This window comes from Desulfobacterales bacterium, assembly GCA_021647905.1.
Classification (GTDB): Bacteria; Desulfobacterota; Desulfobulbia; order Desulfobulbales; family BM004; genus JAKITW01.
Window position 1 is genome coordinate 1 of record JAKITW010000048.1, and the last position, 22,269, is coordinate 22,269.

A 22,269-nucleotide genomic window follows, 5' to 3' on the forward strand; every position below is an offset into this window, starting at 1 on the left:
GAAGAACGAGGCCACAGCCCAGCCAATGAAAACGGTATCCGGTGCGCGCCAGCGGCTGCGATCAAACTCCTGGCGAATGAAGATCCGCAGGCAACCCACCGCGGCGATGATCCGGAGCAGATTAAAATCCAGCCCAAAAATGACCACCCGCTGGGCTGATGGCACAAAACAAACCAGGACCAGGCTGGGGATCAGGGCAAAGCGGCGGGGGAGGACGAGGGTCAGCAGGCACAACACCAACAGGCTTGCGAGGGCCAGGGGGTGCAGGTTGGTCTGGTTAACATATTCCGCTACCCCGAATGCTAATGCCTCTTCTTCGAAGCCCTGTACGGCCATGGCCATCACGAGAACCGGGCAAAGGTGGCCGATGCCTCGTGCCGCAACAGGGGAAAGCAAAGCAAGCCCGTGATGACGACTGCCAGCAGGGAACTCAAGCAAGTCACAATTACGGTGGCAGAGCTTGTGTCATATACCTGAGTGGAGAGGGCCCAACCAACGAATATCCACGCCAAGGTGAAGCATGCGGGTCGCAGGCTAAGCCCTGGCTTGATCCCGGAGGTCTTGTGCAGGCGTAGTGAGGAGGCCACGAAACCTGCGGCTTCGCCAGCGAGTCCTGCAATGGCCATCCATGCCAGGCTTCCCTCAAGGACCGCGACGAGAATCATGGCCATGAGAGATGTGCCCCGGACCAAACTCGTGATGAGCGAATTGCGCGTATCCGCCATGGCTAGCGAAGCCCGGATCGGAGGATTGCACAACATGTTCATGGCTTGGGCAGCCGCCAACCAACCAATGAAGTTTGCAGAGTCGTGGTATTCCTCGCCGTAGATCCAACCCATCAACCGGCCTCCCATCAAGAAGAAGGGGATGCAGCTGCCCGCGGCGACGACGGCGAGTCCTTGACAGCTACGGGTGTACAAGGCCTCGAGTCGAGCTGGGTCGTTGCGCGTCTGGGAGAACAGGGGCAACAGGATCGGGTTGGCGGTGGCTGCGACCAACTCCCGTGAGGCGGCCGTCGTGTTACGGGCCAGACCGAACAAGCCTAGGGCTGCAATACTGTAATGCGTATACCGCGAGCCGATGATGAACCGGTCCCCTTGGGTGACCAGGTAGATGAGTCCACCCGTCAATAGGAGCGGCCAACCGAAAGAGACGATGCGCCGAAAATGCTCGCGATTCAGGCTCCAGCGGTACTTGCGTGTGGCCACGATGTGGGTGGTGATCGTCGCGGCAATCGCACGCACGAACATCAAGAGGAGGACGGCCGAATAATCCCCCAGCCACCGCGCAACTGGCCAAGCCACAAGGGCTGTCAGCAATTGAGGAACCACCGCTACCCACAAGTCCGTCGTGTAGTTGAGTTGACGTTGCACCCGTTTCGGGTCCAGGTGTCCGACGCCCCTTAAAAGCGGCAAGATAGCAATGGTCTGGAAAGCCCATGCCGCTTCGGGTTTCTCAAACCAAAAGGCCAGGGGGCTTGCCAAGAGAAATAACACGGTCCCTGAGATCAAGCCGCGCAGGGATTCGAGCGTCTGTACGGAGGCCTGAAGTTCGGGATCGTCACCGTCATCGGCCTGAATCAACAAAGCGTCCGGGCGGACGCTGCTCATCATTTCCACTAGGGTCAGGCAAGACATCAACGCAATGCCAATGCCCACGTCCGCGGTGCTGATGTTTTGCGCCACGATCATGTGGCGTATGAGGACCAGTCCCTGGGCTGTCGCCTGCCCGATGACAAGCACGCGCGCACCCTTGAGAACTGCTGTGCGGAGACTCATCCCGTTAGCGCCACATGGTTGGTTTACCCACTAGTCTGCGGAACTGCTGGTCCCGCAAATAGCGAATGAGCTCAGTATCTTCGATCGTCTTTGTGCCAGAGAGCAGCGCACCCAGATAGCCACGCAACAGCCCCAGACTGGCGACGCCAATGGGCATGGATTTCACCTTGGCCAGGGTCTTCGCCAGGAAGAACAGGGGGTGATACCCCACCACGTAACTAGCGCGGCCGTTTTTGACCCAGTTACTCCATTGCCCCAGTCCATCCCCGGTAAAGCGTTCCTGGATCAGGTGTACATCGGGAAAACTGCGGCTGGTCCAGCCCAACATGTTGCACTTGACCTCATCGAGCGTGTCCCAACCATTGCGCTGGTACAGGCCGCCCATGGCGTCCCAACACTCGCGCCCATAGATCTTGGTGGCGCCACGCACGTGGAAGAGCGGAAGCTCCTCCAACTCCAAACCGTTTTCCCGCCGGTTGTAAATCACCCCGCCCCCCAGGCCAAGCTTGGGCTCCTGCTCGAATTTTTGAAAGCAGCGTTCGTAATAGTCGGGCTCGAGCACCATGTCCGAGTCCAGATTGGCAAGGAACTGCCAGTCCTTTGTTCGCATGCGATCGAAACCTTCGTAGAAGGCATGCACGCCGCCGCCATCCGCTCGGTAGCCGCGGTCCTTCACATGTACTGCGGTGATCCAATCATGCTGGGCCGCGTACTTGTCGAGGATCGCGCCGCTGCCGTCGGTGGATCCATCGTTCACGATCAACCACTCCTTGGGCCGAATTGTCTGGCCAAGGACACTCAATATCGTCCCTTCGACATGCTCCTCCTCGTCCCGGACGGGCGTGATCACGACGTAGTTCACATTCGCGGGGGACATGTTGGACAGCTAAGGGGCGAAGGGTTAGGCGCGTACCAGACGAGAACCCATTTGCTCTGCGAAGGGGCCCATGGCATTGCGGGTGTCCACGATCAACTCTGCGTGCTCCGCCAAGAGGGCGTAGTCGACTGCAGTGTGGGCGGTCGCCAGGAGGATTGCATCGTAGGAAGCGATGGTTTCCGGTGTGAGCTCAACACTTGTCATCTGCAGGTCATGCTTGCGAACGGGAACCGTGCGCGCGATGTGCGGATCGGAGTAGTCGACTTTGGCGCCCATGTCGGAGAGCTTTTCGATCAATGCGAAGGATGGCGACTCGCGCGTGTCATCCACATCGGCCTTATAGGCCAAACCAAGTATTAGTACGCGGGATCCGCGCACGGCCTTGCTGAGCTCGTTCAATGCCAAGGCTAAACGTCCCACCACGTAGGTGGGCATTTCCGTATTGATCTCTCCTGCCAGTTCGATGAAGCGCGTAGAGCGCCCGATTTCCTTGGCCTTCCACGTCAAGTAAAAGGGGTCGATGGGGATGCAGTGGCCGCCCAGGCCGGGTCCGGGATAAAAGGGCATGAAGCCGAAGGGCTTGGTGCTCGATGCCCGGATCACCTCCCAGATGTCGATCCCCATCCGGTGGCAGAGGATCTTCAACTCGTTGACCATGGCGATATTGACGCTGCGGAAGATGTTTTCCAGCAGCTTGCACATCTCCGCCGCCTGGCTGGTGGCAACCTCCACCACCTCTTTCAAGGCTGTCTTGTAGAGGGCTGCGGCGATTCCGGTGGAGATGTCGTCCCAGCCGCCGACCACCTTGGGAATGTCGGCGGTGGCATATTGGGGGTTGCCGGGGTCTTCCCGTTCCGGTGAATAGGCCAGGGCAAAGTCAATGCCGGCCGCAAGCCCGGTTTTTTCCAGGACCGGGCGCAGCACCTCGTCGGTGGTGCCCGGGTAGGTGGTGGATTCCAGCACCACCAGCTGGCCGGGCCGCAGGGTTGCGGCAATGGCCCCGGCCGTGGCCAGGATGTACTGGAGGTCCGGTTCCCGGTTGCGGGTCAAGGGGGTGGGCACGCAGATCAGGATCACCTCCGGTTCGGCCAGTCGGGCAAAATCATCGGTAGCGGAAAAGCTGCCGCTGGAGACAAAACCGGCCAGTTCCCCGGATCCCACATGTTTGATATAGCTCCGGCCAGCCGCGAGCATCTCGATCTTGCCCGGGTCGAGATCAAAGCCGAGTACCGGGATCTGCCTGCGGAGGAAGGTAAGACTGAGCGGCAACCCGACATAGCCCAGGCCGATGATACCTACCAGGATGTTGCGATCATTGATCTTTTTTTTCAACTCCTGCAGGGCGGGATTCATCATTGTCGTCCTTGGGTTGAGCGTTTGAACTGTTTGAGCGTTTGAAGTGTTTGAGCGTTTGAACCGCTTGAACCGTTTGAACAGCTTGAACTGTTTGAACTGTTAGTCATTCCACGGTAACGCTCTTTGCCAGGTTCCGGGGCTGGTCCACGTCGCAGCCCCTTAGGGTGGCGATCTCGTAGGCCAGGAGCTGGGCCGGAATCGCATAGAGGATCGGGTTCAGCTCTTCTTCTGTTGCGGGCATGAAAATAACATCTTCGCTTATTTCCGCAAGCCGGGTGTCCTGCTCGGTGCCGATCACCAGCAGCCGTCCCTGCCGGGCCCGGATCTCCTCGATATTGGAAATGGTCTTGGCGTAGACCGCGTCTCTGGGGGCCAGGGCCAGCACCGGCATGTCCTTGTCAATCAGGGCGATGGGCCCATGCTTGAGTTCGCCGGCCGCATAGCCCTCGGCATGGATGTAGGAGATCTCCTTGAGCTTCAGGGCGCCCTCCATGGCAATGGGAAAGTTGAGGCCGCGGCCGATAAAAAGGAAGTCCTGGCAGTCATAATACTTCTCGGCCAGCTGTTTGATCTCATCCTGCAGCCGGGGGATCTCCCTGGCAAGCAGGTTCGGCAGGCCGATCAGACCCGCCACCAGCCGTTTTCGGTCCCCGGGGCTGATGGTGTTGCGGATTCCGCCCAGCAGGAGCACCAGCAGGAACAGGGCCGCAAGCTGACTGGTAAAGGCCTTGGTGGAGGCCACCCCGATTTCCGGCCCGGCATGGGTATAGATGGTGCCGTCCGATTCCCTGGTCATGGTGCTGCCCACCACATTGCAGATGGAGATAACCTTGGAGCCCAGGCTGGCGGCCAGCCGGATCCCGGCCAGGGTATCGGCGGTTTCCCCGGACTGGGAGATGGCCACGGTCAGCACCCGCTCATTCAGCAGCAGGTGCCGGTAGCGGAACTCCGAGGCGATGTCCACCTCCACCGGGATGCCGGCCCAGCGCTCCAGCCAGTACTTGGCCACCAGGGCCGCGTGCCAGGAGGTGCCGCAGGCCACCAGGGCGATCCGTTCGATCCGGGCAATCTCGGCGTTGCTGAGATTGATCTCCGGCAGGGTCACCGCGCCGGTTTCCGCGTTGATCCGGCCGCGGATGGTGTTGCGGATCGCCAGGGGTTGTTCGTAGATCTCCTTGAGCATGAAGTGTTTGAAGCCGGTCTTCTCGGCCATGCCCGGATCCCAGTCAATGGTCTGGATCTGCTTGTCGACCTTCCGGCCGGTGTCCAGGTTGCGGATCTCCCGGCCGTCTCTGGTGAGGATCGCCATCTCCCGGTCATCCAGGTAGATCACCCGGCGGGTATAGGGGAGCAGGGCCGGGATGTCCGAGGCCAGCAGCGAGCCGGATCCCTGATATATTTCATCGTCCTGGATGCCGAGCACCAGGGGGCTCTGGTTGCGGACCGCAACCAGGATGTCCGGCTGGCCGGTCCACAGCACCCCGACGGCATAGGAGCCTTCCACCTTTTTCAGGGCCGCGGCCATTGCCGTGGGCAGATCATCGTCCAGGCTCTCCTCGATCAGGTGGGCCAGCACCTCGGTATCGGTCTCTGATTGAAAGACATGCCCCTTCTGCCGCAGTTCGTCGCGCAGGGACTGATAGTTCTCGATGATCCCGTTATGGACCACCACCAACTCGCCGCTGCAGTCGCTGTGCGGGTGGGCGTTGCTGGTGGAGGGCGGGCCGTGGGTGGCCCAGCGGGTATGGCCCAGGCCGATGTGGCTGTCAACGCCGATGCAGTCCTCGACAATGGCCTGGAGGTTGGCCAGCTTGCCGTGGGAGCGGTGCTTGGCCAGCCGGTTGCTCTTCAGGTAGACGATTCCGGCCGAGTCGTAGCCGCGATACTCCAGCCGCTTGAGCCCGTCGAGGAGAATGGGGACCACCCGGCGCGAGCCGATATAGCCGACAATACCGCACATGTTGTTTCCCTCTTACGAAAGGGTTGTTGGTTTTTTTCGCCCGGACCGGCTGATGACGGTTGGCAACTGAGCGTTCCGTCGGGGTGTTGCTGCAAAGCTGTATATTCTACGCCCTGTTTGTTTTTATGGCGAGTTTTTTTCTTTTCAGCGGTGGAAAAAGTTAGTAACTATGTCACGGTTCAAAACAGTGAAATCTTACAGTTCGGAGGATTAACCGGATTGGTTGCACACCGGTGAACTGTTACGATTGATTTGATTTTCTCTCCAGCAGTAATTAAGGATACCTTTATGGACGATAAACAGCGGTTAAAAGAACTGCTCCTGGCAAAATCATATTATCAAGGAGAGGTGACCCTCTCATCCGGCCGCAAGTCGGATTTTTATATTGACGGCAAGCAGACCACCCTTGACGCCGAAGGGGCCTATCTCTGCGGCAAACTGCTTTACGGCCTGGTCCGGGACAATCCGGAACCCATTGCCGCGGTGGGCGGAATGACCCTGGGCGCCGATCCCCTGGTCACCGCGGTATCGTTGATCAGTTTTCTTGAAAAAGCGCCTATCCCGGCGTTCATTATCAGGAAAGAAGCCAAGGACCACGGCACTGAGAATTTCATCGAGGGCCGCAGCAATGTGCCGGACAACGCCACCGTGGCCCTGGTCGAGGATGTGGTCACCAGCGGCTCCACCCTGTTGACAGTGATCGAGCGGGTCACCGCCCTGGGGTTCAAGGTCGGGTTGGTGGCCACGGTGGTGGACCGGCAGGAGGGCGGGGCCGAGGCCCTGGCCGCCCGGGGATATAAGCTGCTGCCGGTATTTACCCGGCAGGAATTGTTGGGCCGGCACCAGCCATGATGCAGTGTAAGAAATGCCGGGGTGTGCTTGAGGTGCAGCGAATGTGCTCCCGGGTGCGAATGCGGTGCCGAAACTGCGGGCAGGAGTACCAGATCCACGAGGTGGCTGATCAACTGGATTCTGAAACCGAGGCCATTCTGGAGCGCTGGACCGCTATTGTCTACGATTGAATCATTGCCGGAGAGATGGCGGGAAAAGGGGACATGGACGTAATCACGGCGGATGATGCCGTGTCAAGATGAGATCAGGTCCGGAATTCCGGACCTGATAGGGTTTAAGAAAAGAGACTGGGTGCGCGTTTAGAATTTTTCCGTAAAGGAGGGATCGGAGATGCCCGGTGATCGCTTTCGTCGCAAGGTGGAATCTCTTCTGGCCGCTGCTGACATCCGGATCAACGGCGACCGTCCATGGGACCTCGCGGTCCATAACGAAAAGCTGTTTCCCGCTATTCTGACCTCTGCCTCGCTGGGCTTTGGCAATGGGTATGCCGACGGGTGGTGGGACTGTGAACGGCTCGATGAGGCCGTGACCAGAAGTCTCCGGGCCGGTCTTGACCGCCGGATGGGCAACCTCGGTGAGATTCTGCTCATCCTCAAGGCCAGATTCTGCAACCTGCAGAAATGGGGCCGGGCCTTCCAGGTCGGCCGCTATCATTATGATCTCAGCAACCGGCTCTATCGGGCCATGCTCGATAAGCGGATGATCTACAGCTGCGGCTACTGGCAACGGGCAACAACCCTGGACGAGGCCCAGGAGGCCAAGCTGGACCTGGTCTGTCGCAAGCTCGATCTCCGTCCCGGGATGCGGGTCCTGGACATCGGCTGCGGCTGGGGCGGGGCCGCGAAGTTCGCGGTGGAGCGCCACGGCGTCGAGGTGGTGGGGATCACCGTGTCCCGCGAGCAGGAACGGCTGGCCCGCAAGCTGTGCCAGGGGCTGCCGGTGGAGATCAGACTCATGGATTACCGTGATCTGAGCGGCAGATTTGACCGGATTTTTTCCCTCGGCATGTTCGAGCATGTCGGCTATAAGAATTATCGTACCTTTATGCGGACCGTCAGACGATGCCTGAAAAGGGATGGGCTCTTTCTGCTCCATACCATTGGCGGCAATGTGTCGGAGACCCATATCGATCCCTGGATAGACCGGTGTATTTTCCCCAACGCGATGATCCCGTCGGCCAGACAGATATGCCAGGCCCTTGAGGGCCTGTTCGTGATTGAGGACTGGCATAGTTTCGGTGCTGACTATGATAAAACCCTGGTGCAATGGTTTCGCAACTTTGACGGAAACTGGGAGACATTGCGGAAAGACTATGACGATCATTTTTACCGGACGTGGAAATACTATCTCCTCTCCTGCGCCGGCTCCTTCCGGGCCCGCAGGAATCAACTCTGGCAGATAGTGCTCTCGCCGGAGGGGATTCCCGGCGGGTACCATTCAGTGCGCTGAGTTTCAGAAGACAGAGGACAGAAGACAGAGGACAGAAGAATTAGTGCTGAGCAATGAGCAATGAGTTGAAATCAGAAGACGAAAAAAACCGTGGGCGGTGAAAAAAATATGGGGCAGTGATCGCGTGCTGGAATATTATATTCCCTGCACCCTGCACCTCTTTCTTGAATATAAAGGTAGAAAAAATGCGGAAACCGGAAATTGACCTGGGGGTGTGTACGGAATGCGATGGGTGTATCGCCTCGTGTCCCGCGGTGTTTCAGCGCAACGAGGCAGTCGGTTATATCGAGGTGATTGAACTGGATCACTATCCGGTCGATGAAGTGAACGACGCGATCAGGGACTGTCCGGTGGACTGTATCGCCTGGGTTGAGGAGTAGCCCGGATATCTTTCACCGGCGCCACGCCCTGGCTTCCGGCCCGGGCTCGATCAACCCCTGGATTCTGTCGAGTAATGGGCCCAGGGTCCGGGCATCCAGGGCGGAAAGCGGTACCGCGTCCAGTTCCCGGGCCAGGGACTCTGCCATCTCCGGAGCTATCAGGTCGATCTTGTTCAATACCCGCAGGCATGGCAGGGTATCAAGCTTCAGCTCGCGCAGCAGCTCTTCCACCACCCCGGCCTGGTCCCGGAACCGGGGATTGCCGGCATCAATGACATGGATCAGCAGGTCTGCCTCATGCAGTTCCTCCAGGGTGGCCTTGAATGCCTGGAGCAGTTCACCGGGCAGGTGACGGATAAATCCCACCGTGTCGGTGATAATCACCTCCCGGTCCCTGGGAAAGCGGAGCCTGCGGCTGGTGGGGTCCAGGGTGGCGAACAGTTTGTCCTCGGCCGTGATTCTGCTGTGGGTCAGGGTGTTGAGCAGGGTTGACTTGCCGGCATTGGTATAGCCCACCAGGGAGAGTACCGGCACCTCCTTCTTGCGCCGCCGGCTCCGTCGTTGATGCCGTTCCCTGGCAATCTCTTTTAATTTTTTACCCAGCATGGTGATCCGGTCGTTGATCCGCCGCCGGTCGATCTCCAGCTTGGTCTCGCCCGGGCCGCGGCCGCCGATTCCGCCGGTTAAGCGGGACAGGGCGTCATCGCGCCGGCCGAGCCGGGGCAGCATGTACTTGAGCTGGGCCATCTCCACCTGGAGCTTGCCCTCCCGGCTCCGGGCCCGCCGGGCGAATATATCGAGAATAAGCTGGGTGCGGTCAATGACCCGCAGTTCGGTGTGATCGGTGATCGAGCGGATCTGGGACGGGTTAAGCTCATTGTCGAATATGAGCAGATTGGCGTTCAATCCGAGGGCGCTGAGCATGATCTCGCCCAGCTTGCCCCGGCCGAGGATCCATCTGGGATTGATCCGGCGGCGGCGCTGGATCATGGTATCCAGGACGATTACCTCGTTGGACCGGGCCAGTTCGACCAATTCGTCCAGCGATTCCCCGGCCTCCTTTCTGGTCCGGGCCTGGGCCGGGGTGGTGACGCTGACCAGGATCGCCCGGTCCCGGCCTTTATCCACTGCCCGGGTCGGTTGCTGCCGGGCAAACTCCTCTTCCAGGGCAATGACGGTCTCAAGAAAGGTGGCCGGCTGTTGGCTCGGCACCACCGGCGCCAACAGGGTCCAGGGCGAGGTGGAATCAGTGGCGGGCAGCAGGTGCGCGGCATAGAGTTTCTCCGGCAGGCCGTTGGCCTTGACCTTGAGCATGGCCATGCAGTCGAGACGGAGAAAGAGCAGGTCAAGGAGATCGTCCTCGCTCAGTTTTTCGTTGTCCAGGTGGGTGTGGATGCAGCGCAACCCCTTGAGCCGGCCGCTGGTCGAGCGGATGCTGGATAATGGTGGAATCACGATCCGGCCCCGGTCGCCGACAATCACCAGTTCCACCCGGCCGGCCCGGTCGACCAGCAGGCCAACCTGCCGGTTGACGGCAAAGGATATCTCGCTTATCGAACGGGCCATTTCCGGGCTGATAATCAATTCCGGCGGCACCCGTTTCCTGCCCAGCCGTTCCAGTCCTTTAAGCTGCGCCGTTTTCAGACCGCTGGTATTGCCGACTATCTTGCTGATTGGAAAACCCCTTAACGCAGTACCCTTTTATCCCCCACCCGCAAGGTCACCTTGATCTTGTCAAAGTACTCCATCAGCGGGATGGAGAATTTACGGGTGGTGGTGGTGAGATTCTTGAAGCCCGGGGCGTCGATCTCCTGGTGCTCCTCCAGGTGGGCGACGAGTTTTTTTTCCAACTCAACCAGGGCGGCCCGGGGGAAGTAGAGATTTTCCGTGACCCGGACCAGTTCCTGGTCCTGGACCAGCAGATCGAGGATCTGCTTGAGCCGGTCCGGCCCGGTGTCAGTGAACCTGGCCTGGAGATCCTTGATAGTGGGCGGCCCCAGGCCGCTGTCTCGAAACAGGGCCGAGATGTCCCGGCGCAGGGAGTGGTCATCCTCCTGCAGGGCCACGACATGGCCCGACAGCCGGATCAGGGCCTGGTCCTGCTCGATCTCCTTGCGGTTGGTCAGGTCCTTGAGCATGAACTGGAACAGCCGCTGGTCCAGGCCGTGGTAGAGACGGGAGCGGAGTTCCTCCTTGGACAGCCCGGCCTTGAGCGGGTTGGCCCGGTGGTAATCGGCCAGGATTTCCCTGGCCTTGTCCGCCAGTTGTTCATAGACCCCGGCCTCGATCAGCCGCTGCTTGTCCGAATCAACCACCAGGACCTTGCGGGCCGACAGCGGCCCGTTGAGCAGTTTTTTCAAGCGATTGCCGAATATCCCGGTCTTGACCCCCAGCCGGTTGTAATCCAGGCCGTGGTAACCGCTTTCCCTTAAGAAGAACAGGGCCATCTCCTCGGGCGTGCCCTGGTGATACAGCTTGAAGATGTCGGCGCTGTCCTGGCGGAAACGGCGTCTTTTGCGGGGCGAGCCGTTTAAAATTCCGCCGCCGCCGATGGTGGTCACCGGCGAGTAGCTCCGCACCACATAGCGGTCGCCGGGCCAGGCAGTGGCCGGTTTCTCCAGGCGGATCTGGACATTGGCCAAGGAACCCGGGACCAGTTCCTCGTCTTCAAGGAGGACCAGCCGGCCGAGGATCTCGGCGGTGCCGAGATGGATCCGGACCCTGGCCCGGTTTTTGAGATTTTTCTTGGCAGACCCCAGGTAGATGAAATCAGCGTCCAGGAGAAAGGTGGGCTGCAGACAACCCGGGCTGGCGATCACATCGCCCCGTTCAAGCAACCCCTTGTCCACCCCGTGGAGATTCAATGCGGTCCGGTGGCCGGCCTCCACCTCCTGCACTTCGCTGGCATGGACCTGGATTCCCCGGATCTTGGCAGTGATTTTCTTGGGAAAGATGGTGACCTCCTCGCCGGTCTTGATCCGGCCGGAGATCGAGGTGCCGGTCACCACCGCGCCAAAGCCCTTGATGGTGAATACCCGGTCGATGGGCATCCGGAACGGGCCGTGGGCCTGGTGAAACTCCTTTTCCCGGACCATTTCGTCGAGCAGGGTCCGCACCGCGTCGATCCCCTCGCCGGTGGTGGAGGAGACCGTTACCAGCGGCGCATCGGCCAGGAAACTGTCGGCAAAGTACTCCCGCACCTCCTCTTCCACCAGCTCCAGCCAGTCCGGTTCCACCATGTCCTTCTTGGTGATGATGATCAACCCCTGCTTGATGCCCAGCAGTTGGCAGATCTCGAAATGCTCCCTGGTCTGGGGCATGATCCCTTCGTCAGCGGCAATGATAAAGGCCACCAGGTCCATGCCGGCGGCGCCGGCCACCATGTTGCGGACGAACCGTTCGTGGCCCGGCACATCGATGATGCCCAGCCGATGGCCGCAGGCCAGGTCCAGGTGGGCAAAACCGAGTTCAATGGTGATCCCCCGTTCCTTTTCCTCCTTGAGCCGGTCGGTGTCGATACCGGTCAGGGCCTTGATCAGGCTGGTCTTGCCATGGTCGACATGGCCGGCGGTGCCGAGGACGATCTCCCGCATCGGTTACCAGCCCCCGTTGAGAAAGGGGTTGCCGGTTCTTTCGGCGCCGATGGTGGACTGCTCGCCGCCATAGCCGTGCCCCGGCCAGACCACCGTGTCGTCGGGCAGGGTGAGAAGCTGTTCCCGGATCGAGTTCAGGAGCTGGTCGGTGTTGCCGCCGGGAAAATCGGTCCGGCCGACCCCGCCGGCGAACAGGGTGTCGCCGGAAAAGAGGTTGGGCGCGGAGTAGAGGCAGATGCCGCCCGGGGTATGGCCCGGGGTGAGCAGCACCTTGAGCGAGACCGTGCCCGCGTCAATGGTGTCGCCGTGGACCACTGTCCGGTCCGGGGGCGGTGATTCGGGCAGGCCGAGCATGGAAAAATACTGCTTGATCTCGGGCCGGGCGATAAAGGCGGCCTCGTCCACATGCATGACGATCTCGGCACCGGTGGCCGCCTTGAGCCGGGCGTTGCCGCAGACATGGTCGGGATGGCCATGGGTGTTGACGATATACCTGATGGTGAGTTTTTCTTTATTACAGGCGGCCAGGATACGTTCCTCGTCACCGCCCGGATCGATGATCAAACCCTCCCCGGTCCGGTCGCAGCCCACCAGGTAGCAGCAGACACCCATGTTTCCGACGATCAGTTGTTTTATCAGCATTGATGACCCTGTTTTTTATTGAAGAACGGTTTAACTGCCCATTGCCTGCTGCCCATTGCCCACTGTCTTTCCAACCGGCAATGCCTTGGCCACGTTGGCCACCACCTCGGCAAAGGCGCGGGTGGCAACGGTGTCCGCCCGGGACGAGAGATAGGGCTTGCCGGCATCACCGCCCGTCACCACCCTGGGGTCCATGGGCACCTTGCCCAGGAATGGCAGACTGAACTCCAGGGCGGTTTTCCGGCCGCCGCCGCTCTTGAAGATGTCAACGCCCTGGTGACAATGCGGACAGACAAAGCCGCTCATGTTCTCAACCAGTCCGATCACCTTCATCTTCAACTGCCGGCAGAAGTTGATCGATTTCCGGACATCGGCCAGGGCCACCTCCTGGGGGGTGGTGACGATCAGGGCGTTGACGTCCTTGATGTTCTGGGCAATCGACAGGGGTTCGTCGCCAGTGCCGGGCGGGGCGTCGATCACCAGAAAGTCCAGTTCGCCCCAGTCCATATCGGCAATGAACTGGCGGATGGCATGGAGCTTCAGGGGACCGCGCCAGATAATGGCCTCGTCCCGGTCCTCCATCATGTATTCCAGGGAGATGACCTTGAGCTTGTCGTTGTAGCGCATCGGCGGGACCAGGCCCTTTTCGGTCTTTTCGACAAACTGCATCTTGCCGGTCAGCCCGAGCATCCGGCAGATGTCCGGACCGTGCAGGTCCACGTCCATCAGCCCCACCTTGTGTCCTTTATCGGCAAGGCCCATGGCCAGGTTGACGGCCACCGTGCTTTTGCCCACCCCGCCCTTGCCGCTCATCACCAGGATCTTGTATCTGATCCGGTTGAGGGCGCCCTGGATGGCCAGGTCCTGGATGGCAACGGATGCCTTGGCCGCGCCGCAGGTTGCGCCCTTGGTGCTCTCCTTGCCGGGGCAGGTCTTGGTTTTGCATGAGCTTGACATTATATCTCCTTAAATTCTTGCTGCATTTGTAAAAACTAAAATATTTACCGCTGAGTACGCAGAGACCGCGGAGAAACTTTTATTGTTTTAAATAATTAACTCTGTGACCTCTGCGCTCTCTGCGGTGAAACCAGATTTTTCAGAGTCTCACATGGTTCCCTTACCTGCGGGACCTTCATTTATCCAACTTAAAAATTAAATTCCCGGCTTGCGGCCTTGCAACCGAGGCCCGCTGGAAACAACGATGGGGGCGGGATCCGGACCGTTTTGAACGTGACATTCTATATACCGTAATGCAGGATCTTTTAAAAGCCAAATCCGGAAGCAGGGTCAAGGGGGAGACCTCCCTGTTTTCCCCTTGATTTTTCGGACCAGGGCCGGGTACTTTCATATAAAACCACTCACCGGGTGGCGCGACCACCTGTCGAGTATACTCCTTGCCTTGTGAGAGCTTTCATATGGGTGAGATCGTAATCATTTTCAGGGGTGGCCGGCCGGGGTGTTGCCGCTGCCCCCTGGCCCTTAAAAAATAACAGGAGAAATTTGATGCAGGTTCTGGTGCTCTATTACAGTAAGGGCGGCAATACCAAAAAACTGGCCCAGGGGGTGGCTGACGGGGTTGCCGCAACCGGGGTGCGGGCGGTACTGCGCAGCACCCGGGAGGTCACTGCCCGGGAGTTTGAGGAATCCGCCGGGGTCATTGCCGGCTCGCCGGTCTACTTCGGGGTGATGGCCGCGGATCTCAAGCGGGTGTTCGACGAGTTCGTCGGCCTGCGCCGCAAGATGGAGAACCGGGTCGGGGCCGCCTTTGCCACCGGCAACCACCATACCGGCGGCAAGGAGACCACCATGTTGTCGATCATCCAGTGCATGCTGATCTACGGGATGATCATTGTCGGCGATCCCATGGACGCCTCGGGCCATTACGGGGTGGCCTGCCAGCAGGCGCCGGACGAATCGGCCCTGGCCGATGCCGGCAAGCTGGGGGCCCGGGTGGCAAACCTCTGCCAACAGCTGGCCAAAGGTAAGTGATCACGGGCAGCACACGGAGTCTGCGCGTACCTCTCCCCGCGATCGCTCCTGCCCCGTGATGATTTGCGGCCAAAGAGTAAGCCAGGCCCGGACGCAGGATCACTTGATCACGTTTTCGAGGGATGAACAATGAATGAGATCGACAAACGGTTACTTGACCGGTTCAAGACGATGGAACAGCGGATGGGGCGGATGTTCCGCAACATGGCCGTGCCGCGGATGACCGCTTCGGTGCATACCGGTTGCTGGGAACCGGCTGCCGACGTATATGAGACCGAGGAGGCGATATATGTATATGTGGATACCGCGGGCATTGATCCGGAACAGCTGACCGTGACCGCCGAACGGAAGGGGGTCACGGTCACCGGCATTCGCAAGATTCCGGAGCAGGCCAGGATCCGCAGTATCCATCAGCTGGAGATCGACCATGGCAGCTTCCGTCGCTCCCTTACCTTCAATGTGCCGGTTGATGTCTCGGCTGTCACCTCTGTGTGCAGAAACGGGTTGCTGGAGATCAGGATGCCCAAGGAAAGAGCCGCCCCCAAGGTAAGCGTCAAGGTGGGTTCATAAAACGTAAGATCATCCGAAGAGAGAGTCATGACTGAGACCAATCCCGACACCAAGGGGTCCGGGGTCAACCCGGCGACCCTGCCGATCCCCGATGAACTGCCGGTCCTGCCGATCAGTGATTTTGTGTTTTTTCCCGGCATGGGCTTCCCGCTCCAGTTTGCCAATTCTTCCTCCAAACAGTTGATCGACGACGCCCTGCTCAACGGCCGGATGGTGGCCATTGTCGCCCGCCGCAAACCAAAGGAGGGCGAGCCCGAGTCCGCCGAGGTGATCGATGAACTCTTTTCCGTGGGGGTGGCCGCCTATATCCACAAGATGATCAAGGCACCGGAAGGGTTCTACGTGGTGCTGATGAGTGCCTTTAAAAAGATCCGGATCCGGGAGTATACCCAGCATAAGCCCTATCTCAAGGCGCGGATCGAGGTGGTGGAGATGAAGGCGGAGCAGGACCGGGAGACCGAGGCCCTGCTGCTCAACCTCCGCAACCAGTTCAAAAAGCTGGCCGAGCTGTCGCAGCTGCCGGTCGAGCTGCCGATGACCATCATGTCGATGTCCGACCCTTTTTTCGTGGGGTTCCTGGTGGTCTCCCAGTTGAATCTGCCCCTGGAAGAAGAACAGAAGATCCTGGAGCTTGATGATCTCAAGGCCCTGCTCAGAATCGCCACCAGCGAGATCAATAAAAAGATGGAAACAGTGGAGATGAGCCGGGATATCCAGAAGGCGATCAAGGAGGACATGGATGATAAACAGCGGGAGTTCTTCCTCCGCCAGCAGCTCAAGGCGATCCGCAAGGAACTGGGCGAAGACAACGGTAAAAACGTTGAACTGGAGGAGTTGCGCAAACGGCTGGACGAGAGCACCATGGGCGAGGAACCCCGCAAGGCGGCGGAAAAGGAACTGGAACGGCTGGCGCGGATCAATCCCTCCTCGCCGGAGCATACCGTGTCCCGCACCTATCTGGAATGGATTCTCGACCTGCCCTGGGAGGTATCAACCGTTGATTCCCTGGATATTGATAAGGCCCGGAAGAACCTGGACCAGGACCATTACGGGCTGGAGAAGATAAAGAAAAGAATCCTCGAATTTCTGGCGGTGCGCAAGCTCAAGCAGGACATGCACGGCCCGATTCTATGTTTCGTCGGCCCGCCCGGGGTGGGCAAGACCTCGCTGGGCCAGTCCATCGCCCGGACCATGGGCAGGAAATTCGTGCGTATCTCCCTGGGCGGGGTCCGGGACGAGGCCGAGATCCGGGGCCACCGGCGCACCTATATCGGCGCCCTGCCGGGCCGGATCATCCAGAGCCTGCGCAAGGCCGGCTCCAACAATCCGCTGTTCATGCTCGATGAGATCGACAAGCTGGGCACGGATTTCCGCGGCGACCCCTCGTCGGCCCTGCTGGAGGTGCTGGACCCGGAGCAGAATTTTTCTTTTGCCGACCATTACCTGGAGATCGCCTTTGATCTGTCCAGGGTGATGTTCATCACCACCGCCAACCTGCTCGACAATATTCCCGGCCCGCTGCGCGACCGGATGGAGGTCATCGAACTGCCCGGCTACACCGATGAAGAGAAATTGATGATCGCCAAGCGTCACCTGGTGGGCAAGCAGCTTGAGGCCCATGCCCTCACCGGCGAGGACCTGCAGTTGACCGACGCGGCGATCCTGGGGATCATCCACTCCTATACCCGGGAGGCCGGGGTCCGCAACCTGGAACGGCGGCTGGCCGAGATCTGCCGGGGGGTAGCGAAAAATATCGTTACCGGCGCCACCGGCCTGACCGTTGTGGATGCGGATGACCTGGAGCAGTTCCTCGGCCCGGTCCGGTTCTTCTCCGAGATGACCACCCGTTCCTGGGGGCCGGGCCTGGCCACCGGCCTGGCCTGGACCCCGGTGGGCGGCCAGTTGCTCTTTATCGAGTCGGCCCGGATGCCCGGCCGCGGCAAGTTGACCCTGACCGGCAAACTGGGCGAGGTGATGAAGGAGTCGGCCACCGCGGCCCTGACCTTTATCCGCTCCCATGCCGCCGAGATGAAGATCGAGGATGAACTGTTTGCCAAAAGCGATATCCATATCCATGTGCCCGAGGGCGCGATCCCCAAGGACGGGCCCTCGGCCGGGGTGGCGATGGTGGTCTCCCTGGTCTCGCTGTTGACCGGCAGGGCGGCCCGCAAGGATATCGCGATGACCGGCGAGATTACCCTGCGCGGCGACGTGCTGCCGGTGGGCGGGATCAAGGAAAAGGTGCTGGCCGCGGTGCGGGCCGGGCTCCGGGTGATTATCCTGCCGGCCTTGAATGAAAAGGACGTGGGCGAGATCCCGGACAATGTCAAGGAAGGGGTAGTCTTCCACTATGTCCAGGGGATCCGCGAGGCCCTGGGTTTTGCCCTGAACGGGCCGGAATCTCCGGGCTAGGCCGGGACGATTCGCCCGGCCCGGCGGCGGCGGCCGGTCCCGGGTTCCCCCTGCCCGTCGGCAACCGCCTTCTCCTGGATGATGTTCCCTCCTGCCGCCTGATCTTGACCCAGGTCAATGTCCGGAAGATCCCGGTACGGTACGGTATGGAATCGTTCTCTTTATCTGCCGTCCGTCTGGTAATCCTCGTTTCCGCCCGGACGGCCTTTATCAACCCATGACAATTTTGAGGAGATTATGAGCGTAAACAAGACCGCTGCCAGCAAGACATACAATGTCCTGCCCGGCACGAAGATGGGTATTCTGACAACGGATTACCTGGAAACAATAGCCAGGGTCGCCAGAAAATATGATATTCCCTTTCTGAAGATAACCTCGGCCCAGCGGCTGGCCATTGTGGGCCATGCCCCTGAAGCGGTGGAGCGGATCTGGCATGATCTGGGGCAGGCCACCGGGCCGCGGAAGCCGGTCGGGGTCCATTATATCCAGGCCTGCCCGGGCAGCCGCTGGTGCAGATATGGGCGGCAGGATTCCCTGGCCCTGGGAGAAAAGCTGGAAAAACAGTTTGTTGGCCTGTCCCTGCCGGGAAAAACAAAGGTGGGTGTGTCCGGCTGTCCCCTGAACTGCTGTGAAGGTTATGTCCGCGATCTGGGTATTTTCGGTAAGAAAAGCGGCTGGACCCTGGTCTTTGGCGGCAACGGCGGCGGGGTCCCGCGTATCGGCGACATCATTGCCCAGGGCTTGAGCGATGCGCAGGTTCTTGATCTTGCCGGCAGGTGCCTTGATTTTTACAGGGAGCACGCCCGGAAGCGGGAGCGAACCGCCCGTTTTATGGAAAGGACCTCGCTGGAAAAATTTAAAGAGGCAGTCTCCTGATAGGTAAAGGGACAAGTCCATTCATCTTGTTACAAGGCCTGGATGCTCAACTATCTGCCGCCTATATAAAAACCTATTCCTCCGGCCCTGTTCTGCCGATATAAGATAAGACCGTGCAGGTCATAACGATGTCTTTCTACCCGCCAATCAGGAAGCAGACAGAGGAAGCAGGTGGAACAGGATTATAATTATTTTCAGAACATATACGACTTAAAGCCGATCTTCCCGGGCAAGGCCGCGGCCATTGAACATGACCGGCTACCTCAACCTGTCCAGCGAAAAAAGGAACTAAAGCCAGCGCTGTTTTGCCCATAAAGCAACAAAGCCCTGCCGCTGTCGGCAGGGCTTTGCCTTTCAAGTAAGCGGGGAAGGGGGACAGCCATGGAATAATAATATTCTTTTGGCGGAGAGACTATATTTCTCTTTGTTTGCTATTTTCTCTCCACGTTTTACAGCGATACTGATAACCGGTTGGGCTAGATTGAGTTTCTTGGCCAGGGTTGTTGCTGCCAGACCCAACCCGCGGACAAGCTCCAGAAGGCAGATGTCTTCCTCTGCCTCTTCCATTAGACACGCCAATGTTTTTCTTCTCTTGAATAGGCATTACCTATTTTTCTTGTTGGATTGTTTGATTTAAGTTTTGCACAAAAATCAAGTTCGCGGATTTGGCGTCCGGATCCGGTCCGGATTGAGCAAAACCTCTGGACAGCAGCGTTGAATCGAAGATTTCGGGGTGAATATTTTCTTGGAGGTTTAAAAAATGAGCACACCTTATGATGCGATGTGGGAAAAGTTGAATCTCGATCTGGAGGCCCATGCCGGCCTGCTGGAAGTGTTGGGCAAATTTTACGGCGATATCTATCTCAGCCAGGACGGCCGGCTTAAGGGGATGGAATATCTTGATTTCGTGCTTTCCGAAATCCACGGCCTGCGGATACAGGAACTTCAAGAGGCCAAGAAGCAAGGCAAAAAGGTGATCGGCGCCTTTTGCGTTTTTGTACCCGAGGAATTGGTGTTGGCCGCCGACGCCGTGTGTATCGGACTGTGCGCTGGCGCGGAAATCGGCACCGAGGCGGCGGAAAAAATCCTGCCCCGCAATACCTGTGCGCTGATCAAATCCTTTGTCGGGTTCAAGCTGGCCGGGCTCTGCCCCTTTATCGAGTCGTGCGATATGGTCGTGGGCGAGACCACCTGCGACGGCAAAAAGAAGGCATATGAGGTTTTTTCCGAATATGCCCCTCTCTATGTCATGGAAATTCCGCAGATGAAAAACGCATCCGACAGGGTCCTGTGGAAATCCGAGGTACTGCGCTTCAAGGAACAATTAGAGACGATTACGGGAAACAAGATCACCGCGGCAAAACTCAAGGAGGCAATTGCTCTTGTCAACCGTCGGCGGCGCGTGCTGCAGCGGCTCAACCGGTTGCGGGCCGCGGTCCCCACGCCTATCTCCGGCAGGGATGTTTTGCTCATCAACCAGGTCGGTTTTTACGATGACCCCATCCGTTTTACGCAAAAAATCGGGGAACTCTGTGACCAACTGGAAGAACGGGTCAAGGCCGGCGAAGGGATTGTTCCAAAAGATACCCCGCGTCTCATGCTTTCCGGCTGTCCGATGGCCGTTCCTAACTGGAAACTGCCTTATATCGTGGAGTCGTCCGGTGCGGTCATTGTGGGCGAGGAATCCTGCGTCGGTACCCGCAATACCCGGGACCTGGTCGACGAGAGCGGCGAGACGATTGAAGAAATGCTGGATAACCTGGTGGACCGTTACATGCAAATCGACTGCGCGGTCTTTACGCCCAACAAGGAACGGCTGGATAATATCGTGCATATGGCCGAGGATCTGAAGGTAGCCGGGGTGATCCATTACGGTCTCACCTTTTGTCAACCCTACGCAGCCGAAGCGATCAAGGTAGAGAAAACACTGCAGGGGGCCGGCATTCCGATGCTTGCCATTGAAACCGACTACAGCATGGAAGATATGGAACAACTCAAGACCCGGGTTGAGGCCTTTGTGGAAATGGTGAGTTAGTGTCTACTTGGATATGAACAAGCAAGACCTGGTGGCTGGTATCGACATCGGCTCCCGCTCGATTGAACTCGTACTGCTGCAGGGAGACAGGATCAAGGATTGGGCCAAGGTGCCCACCACCTTTGATCCCATGGCCCAATGCCGGCACCTGATGAACGGGGTCCGGGCCACAAAGATCGTGGCCACCGGCTATGGCCGCAAGCTCTTTGCAGAGACCGGACAAGACAACGGGGTTGCGGCCATAACCGAGATTCAGGCCTATGCCCTGGGCGCCAGATATGTATACCCCGAGGTACGTACCGTACTCGATATCGGCGGCCAGGATACCAAGGTGATTCATCTGACTCCGGTAGGGCGGGTGCTAAAATTCGAGATGAACGACCGCTGCGCGGCCGGCACTGGAAAATTTCTGGAATTTATGGCCACGGCCCTGCAAGTGCCCCTGGAGTCATTCGGCGGCTTTGCGCTCAAGGCGGACAAGCGGATACAGATCAACAGTATGTGCACGGTCTTTGCCGAGAGTGAGGCGACATCACTCATGGCCCGGGGAGAGACGCCGGCCAATATCGCCATGGGCCTCCATCTTGCGATCGTGCGCCGGACCCTGGCCATGTTGGGCCGGGTCGGCGGTGCATCTCCTCTCCTGTTCGCCGGCGGGGTCGCGCATAATCCCTGTATAAAGACGCTGCTTGAAGAAGATCGCAAGGAAACGGTCATGGTACCGGAGCACCCGGATATTGTCGGCGCCCTGGGCGCGGCCCTCTATGGCCGGAAAACTCTCTAACTGATCCGGCAACGGGTCTAAATACTTGAGGGAAAATTCCCATGCGACTGGAAAGTATGGCTTGGTTCGATCGGGTGAGCGAACAATGCCTGCTCGATCTTGAAGAGCGGAAGGAGATGGGGAAAAAGGTGATCGGTGTGTACTGCACCTTTGCTCCGACCGAGCTGATCCGGGCCGCGGGGGCAATTCCTATCGGCCTCTGCGGCAAAGACCAGACCCCCATTTATGAGGCGGAAAAGGTGCTGCCGGCAAATCTCTGTCCCTTGATCAAGTCGAGCTATGGATATGCCGCCAGCGATACCTGCCCCTTTTTTTCGGCCTCCGACATCTTGATTGGCGAGACTACCTGTGACGGCAAGAAGAAGATGTTTGAATTGTTGCAACGGATCAAGCCCCTCTTTCTTATGCAACTGCCGAACTCCGCCGGCAAGGAGCAGTTAGAATTCCCCGGGACCGCCTGATTGAGGAAAACATATCCTCGTTATTGACTGAAGCCCTCTTTCTTTGGGATCCAAAAACGTGGCGCCGGTGTGTGTCCGTTGATGAGTTCTACGACTTGTTTCACCCGTATGCCCGGCAAAGTAAATCCGTAAGCGTTCACCAGCACCTCATCTTCGCCCATTTTGGCCTGCTCGAATAGCACCAGTATGCTTCGCAGTCCCAAATGAACGAATCTAAGCCACTGGTGAACGCTTACGGGCATGAGATTACCATAA

At 58.8% G+C, this 22,269-nt stretch carries 21 protein-coding genes; 11 read left to right on the plus strand and 10 right to left on the minus strand.

Annotated elements, in window-relative coordinates:
- The 5 genes from L3J03_08245 to glmS form a co-directional block, all read right to left on the minus strand.
- Positions 1-342: hypothetical protein (locus tag L3J03_08245; protein ID MCF6290968.1), on the minus strand; the 342-nt coding region annotated here is incomplete at its 3' end.
- Complete coding sequence (locus L3J03_08250) at positions 342-1,778, minus strand: oligosaccharide flippase family protein (GenBank protein ID MCF6290969.1); 1,437 nt, start codon at positions 1,776-1,778, stop codon at positions 342-344. The genes L3J03_08250 and L3J03_08245, both read right to left, overlap by 1 nt.
- A gap of 4 nt (positions 1,779-1,782) precedes the next feature.
- On the minus strand, positions 1,783-2,655 hold the full coding sequence (locus L3J03_08255) for a glycosyltransferase family 2 protein (protein ID MCF6290970.1): 873 nt from the start codon (positions 2,653-2,655) through the stop codon (positions 1,783-1,785).
- 24 nt (positions 2,656-2,679) lie between these two features.
- Positions 2,680-4,011 carry a nucleotide sugar dehydrogenase gene (locus L3J03_08260; protein MCF6290971.1) on the minus strand — a complete coding sequence of 444 codons (1,332 nt, stop codon included), beginning with the start codon at positions 4,009-4,011 and terminating at the stop codon, positions 2,680-2,682.
- Between the two features lie 103 nt (positions 4,012-4,114).
- Positions 4,115-5,971 (minus strand): glutamine--fructose-6-phosphate transaminase (isomerizing), encoded by a 1,857-nt coding sequence (gene glmS / locus L3J03_08265; GenBank protein MCF6290972.1) that lies wholly within the window; start codon positions 5,969-5,971, stop codon positions 4,115-4,117.
- 288 nt (positions 5,972-6,259) lie between these two features.
- Between glmS and pyrE the strand changes: the two genes are divergently transcribed.
- The 4 genes from pyrE to L3J03_08285 all read left to right on the plus strand — a co-directional run bounded on the left by pyrE (position 6,260) and on the right by L3J03_08285 (position 8,652).
- Positions 6,260-6,823, plus strand: coding sequence for an orotate phosphoribosyltransferase (gene pyrE, locus L3J03_08270; GenBank protein MCF6290973.1), 564 nt, complete (start codon positions 6,260-6,262; stop codon positions 6,821-6,823).
- Positions 6,820-6,993 carry a hypothetical protein gene (locus tag L3J03_08275; protein MCF6290974.1) on the plus strand — a complete coding sequence of 58 codons (174 nt, stop codon included), beginning with the start codon at positions 6,820-6,822 and terminating at the stop codon, positions 6,991-6,993. The genes pyrE and L3J03_08275 overlap by 4 nt, the downstream gene beginning before the upstream one ends.
- A 160-nt stretch (positions 6,994-7,153) precedes the next feature.
- Positions 7,154-8,272, plus strand: a complete 1,119-nt coding sequence (cfa, locus tag L3J03_08280; GenBank protein ID MCF6290975.1) for a cyclopropane fatty acyl phospholipid synthase — start codon at positions 7,154-7,156, stop codon at positions 8,270-8,272.
- A gap of 185 nt (positions 8,273-8,457) precedes the next feature.
- Positions 8,458-8,652: a ferredoxin gene (locus tag L3J03_08285; protein MCF6290976.1), complete on the plus strand. Its 195-nt coding sequence runs from the start codon at positions 8,458-8,460 to the stop codon at positions 8,650-8,652.
- Positions 8,653-8,664: 12 nt separating this feature from the next.
- On the opposite strand, the gene hflX is transcribed toward L3J03_08285, so the two are convergent.
- The 4 genes from hflX to L3J03_08305 all read right to left on the minus strand — a co-directional run bounded on the left by hflX (position 8,665) and on the right by L3J03_08305 (position 13,844).
- The gene (gene hflX / locus L3J03_08290) at positions 8,665-10,218 is read right to left on the minus strand and encodes a GTPase HflX (GenBank protein ID MCF6290977.1); all 1,554 of its coding nucleotides are present in this window, start codon (positions 10,216-10,218) and stop codon (positions 8,665-8,667) included.
- Between the two features lie 119 nt (positions 10,219-10,337).
- A complete protein-coding gene (gene selB, locus L3J03_08295) occupies positions 10,338-12,245 on the minus strand; it encodes a selenocysteine-specific translation elongation factor (protein ID MCF6290978.1) in 1,908 nt (635 codons plus the stop codon).
- A gap of 3 nt (positions 12,246-12,248) precedes the next feature.
- Complete coding sequence (locus L3J03_08300; GenBank protein MCF6290979.1) at positions 12,249-12,887, minus strand: MBL fold metallo-hydrolase; 639 nt, start codon at positions 12,885-12,887, stop codon at positions 12,249-12,251.
- Positions 12,888-12,917: 30 nt separating this feature from the next.
- Complete coding sequence (locus L3J03_08305; protein MCF6290980.1) at positions 12,918-13,844, minus strand: Mrp/NBP35 family ATP-binding protein; 927 nt, start codon at positions 13,842-13,844, stop codon at positions 12,918-12,920.
- Positions 13,845-14,390: 546 nt separating this feature from the next.
- Between L3J03_08305 and L3J03_08310 the strand changes: the two genes are divergently transcribed.
- From L3J03_08310 to L3J03_08340, 7 genes are all read left to right on the plus strand, one after another.
- Entirely contained in the window at positions 14,391-14,876 is a 486-nt protein-coding gene (locus L3J03_08310; GenBank protein MCF6290981.1) for an NAD(P)H-dependent oxidoreductase, read from the plus strand.
- 129 nt (positions 14,877-15,005) lie between these two features.
- Complete coding sequence (locus L3J03_08315; GenBank protein MCF6290982.1) at positions 15,006-15,446, plus strand: Hsp20/alpha crystallin family protein; 441 nt, start codon at positions 15,006-15,008, stop codon at positions 15,444-15,446.
- 27 nt (positions 15,447-15,473) lie between these two features.
- Positions 15,474-17,858, plus strand: a complete 2,385-nt coding sequence (lon, locus tag L3J03_08320; GenBank protein MCF6290983.1) for an endopeptidase La — start codon at positions 15,474-15,476, stop codon at positions 17,856-17,858.
- Between the two features lie 237 nt (positions 17,859-18,095).
- Entirely contained in the window at positions 18,096-18,734 is a 639-nt protein-coding gene (locus L3J03_08325; GenBank protein MCF6290984.1) for an NAD(P)/FAD-dependent oxidoreductase, read from the plus strand.
- Positions 18,735-19,494: 760 nt separating this feature from the next.
- Complete coding sequence (locus L3J03_08330) at positions 19,495-20,769, plus strand: 2-hydroxyacyl-CoA dehydratase family protein (GenBank protein MCF6290985.1); 1,275 nt, start codon at positions 19,495-19,497, stop codon at positions 20,767-20,769.
- A gap of 13 nt (positions 20,770-20,782) precedes the next feature.
- Positions 20,783-21,553 (plus strand): acyl-CoA dehydratase activase, encoded by a 771-nt coding sequence (locus L3J03_08335; protein MCF6290986.1) that lies wholly within the window; start codon positions 20,783-20,785, stop codon positions 21,551-21,553.
- Positions 21,554-21,594: 41 nt separating this feature from the next.
- Positions 21,595-22,014, plus strand: a complete 420-nt coding sequence (locus L3J03_08340) for a 2-hydroxyacyl-CoA dehydratase family protein (protein ID MCF6290987.1) — start codon at positions 21,595-21,597, stop codon at positions 22,012-22,014.
- A gap of 20 nt (positions 22,015-22,034) precedes the next feature.
- On the opposite strand, the gene L3J03_08345 is transcribed toward L3J03_08340, so the two are convergent.
- A partial coding sequence (locus L3J03_08345; protein ID MCF6290988.1) for a hypothetical protein occupies positions 22,035-22,269 on the minus strand: 235 nt, incomplete at its 5' end.